This is a genomic window from Parasynechococcus sp., from assembly GCF_042954245.1.
Classification (GTDB): Bacteria; Cyanobacteriota; Cyanobacteriia; order PCC-6307; family Cyanobiaceae; genus Parasynechococcus.
Genome location: NZ_JBGKDP010000241.1, coordinates 1 through 2,115, shown reverse-complemented (window position 1 = coordinate 2,115; position 2,115 = coordinate 1). Strand labels below are relative to the sequence as shown.

General features: G+C 57.1%; 4 protein-coding genes and 1 pseudogene. 2 read left to right on the top strand and 3 right to left on the bottom strand.

The window, feature by feature from the left end; genetic code table 11:
* Positions 1 to 847 (bottom strand): annotated as a pseudogene (locus tag ACGVJ8_RS11315) (transcription-repair coupling factor); the annotation flags it as partial.
* 64 nt (positions 848 to 911) lie between these two features.
* On the opposite strand from ACGVJ8_RS11315, the gene ACGVJ8_RS11310 reads away from it, so the two are divergent.
* Together ACGVJ8_RS11310 and ACGVJ8_RS11305 are read left to right on the top strand one after the other, a co-directional pair.
* Entirely contained in the window at positions 912 to 1,148 is a 237-nt protein-coding gene (locus ACGVJ8_RS11310; RefSeq protein ID WP_392348165.1) for a hypothetical protein, read from the top strand.
* Between the two features lie 40 nt (positions 1,149 to 1,188).
* Positions 1,189 to 1,323, top strand: a complete 135-nt coding sequence (locus ACGVJ8_RS11305) for a hypothetical protein (protein ID WP_392348163.1) — start codon at positions 1,189 to 1,191, stop codon at positions 1,321 to 1,323.
* 195 nt (positions 1,324 to 1,518) lie between these two features.
* Here the strand turns inward: ACGVJ8_RS11305 and ACGVJ8_RS11300 are convergent, their stop codons facing one another.
* Both ACGVJ8_RS11300 and ACGVJ8_RS11295 read right to left on the bottom strand, forming a co-directional pair.
* A complete protein-coding gene (locus ACGVJ8_RS11300) occupies positions 1,519 to 1,644 on the bottom strand; it encodes a hypothetical protein (RefSeq protein ID WP_392348161.1) in 126 nt (41 codons plus the stop codon).
* 274 nt (positions 1,645 to 1,918) lie between these two features.
* Positions 1,919 to 2,115, bottom strand: a 197-nt coding sequence (locus ACGVJ8_RS11295) for a hypothetical protein (protein WP_392348159.1), incomplete at its 5' end; no start/stop codon positions are given.

Genomic DNA, 2,115 nt, shown 5'->3' with positions numbered 1-2,115 from the left:
GAAGCGAGGCGGGTTGCTCCCAGGCGAGACCCATCAGCCGGCGCATGCCTTCCGGGGTCCCGCCGTTCAAAAGCTGCTCTGTACCCTCAGAACCGAGCAGTTGCTCCAGTCCATCGGGCATCGTCTCCCTGAGCTGGTCCGCAATCAGGGGGCCAAATCCTGTTGGTGTGAGTCGAAGGGCATCGACGGGGTCCAGTGAGCGTTGGCTGGCGGGATCGAATTCCCGCAGCTTGTCGAGTTCCTCTCCGAAAAATTCGAGGCGAACCGGCAGCTCACTGCTCACCGGGAAGATGTCGACAATGTCGCCGCGACGGCTCCAGCTCCCCTCCTGCTCAATGGTGGTGACCCGCTCGTAGCCGAGTTGAGCGAGCGTCTCGCCCAGCGCCTCCAGATCAACCTCATCCCCCTTGCGCAAGGTGCGCGTTTTCGTTTTCAGAACATCCGGAGGGGGAAGGTGAGGCTGCAGACAACGTTCCGTGGCCACGATTGCCCAGGACGACGTGTCGGTCTCCCCCAGCAGGTCACTCAGAATCTGAAGTTGCCCCCAAGTGATTTCGCTCGTGGGATCAAAGGGCTCGTAGGGGGAGCCTTCGCTGGTGGGATACAGGCTGGCCTGACTCCACCCCATCAATTCCAATAACGCCGTCCAGCGCCCTGCTTCCTCAAGTGTCGGCACCACCACAAGCAGTGGCGCGCCACGCCGTTGAGCTAGGGCACTGGCCACCAGAGCACGGCTGCAACGACCAGCCCCACGCATCAACAGACGCTCGTCGCGGCTTGAACGCTCATCGAGCTCACCGGTGAGTGCAGTTTCCTGCAACTTGGTCACCAGGGAACGGAGCGGCATGGAGCGGGCCTCGGCAATCCACGATCTTCGCAATAAGGTGCCAGCAGCTGCGTTTCACCGGTCGATGCCGCACTTTCGCTGCCCGTCCTGTTGTTGTGGCCTGGCATTGGTGTTGCACCCCCCTAAGGGCGTTGTTCCGCTCTGTTCCAGCTGCGCATCACCTCTGGAGCGTCAGCCGGTGGTCCGGCCCATCCCTCTGCTGGTGTTGCTCACGGTGGGAGGTGTGCTTGTGGCCTCGTCCATTCCCATGCTGTTCACCCCAGACCCAGCGCCCAGATCCAGGCCGGAGAAACTGGCCTAAAGCCTAGTTTTCGCTTGAATATATCCTTGTTGGTGCCTCCATGACCCTCGGCCGTTTTCTGATCTTTTTTGTGATCGGGCTAGTGCTCGCGATCACCGTCCCCCAGTTGACCTGGCTGCTTTGGCCTCTTGCAGCCTCAGCACTCCTGGTTGTTGTGCAGCTGATCCGCTCCTGACACCGACTTGCTCCTAGGCCCAACACAAACTCACGACAGCTAGCACGCATCCACTGAAAAGGTGAGAACGTCGTGCGAATCACACTGCTTTGCCGATGTGATGGCGATATAGGCCAATTGACCATCGTCAAAGAAGGTTTTCGATTTCAGCACAAACTTGGCCGCATCACTGTGGGACCAAACAGCTAAGCTCTGTCATTGCGCTTCGTCGTTGTATGTGTCCCAGAGTTCGGAGAACCGTTCGGCTTCTGGGCTCTGCTGAAACTCATCGAGCGCTTCATCAGCACCAACCTCACGAAAGCGCTCAAGAAATGAGCGCATTAATGAATCGTTGATTACATTGCTTGTGGCGATGGCACCCGTGATCCCACGCACCGAAGTTCGAACAACCCGGTTGGGTTGGGTTCGTGCATCAATAATGACGATTGGGCATTAAAGATCCCAAGCGCTCCGATTCCTGAGTTCACGGCCAGCTTCGAACATGTCATCCCGAAGCTCACTGATGAGGCGCCGTACTGTCGGTGTTGGGTTATCCATGCCGAAACATAGCGCAGGTTTCGGTCGCCTTTTGGCGAGGTAAAGATTGAAAACGTTCCTATTTGGCAACAGCAAATAGGGTAAAGTGCCCAAATACAAGCATTGAGCCTCTGCTGCTGATGCTTGCTTTGTACGAAGTGTGCTGATTCGAGCTGGCTAAAAAGAACAACAAGATGGTTTTCAACCCCGCTGTTGCCGAACTGTTGAAGATCAAATGGTGTGGATTCGTGCGTTGTAGTGTTAGTTCGTCGCTTC

Excerpts from the sequence above, each read along its gene's own strand:
- ACGVJ8_RS11310 (WP_392348165.1), top strand. The coding sequence starts at position 912 with ATGCCGCACTTTCGCTGCCCGTCCTGTTGTTGTGGCCTGGCATTGGTG.
- ACGVJ8_RS11305 (WP_392348163.1), top strand. The coding sequence starts at position 1,189 with ATGACCCTCGGCCGTTTTCTGATCTTTTTTGTGATCGGGCTAGTGCTC.
- ACGVJ8_RS11300 (WP_392348161.1), bottom strand. The coding sequence starts at position 1,644 with ATGCGCTCATTTCTTGAGCGCTTTCGTGAGGTTGGTGCTGATGAAGCG.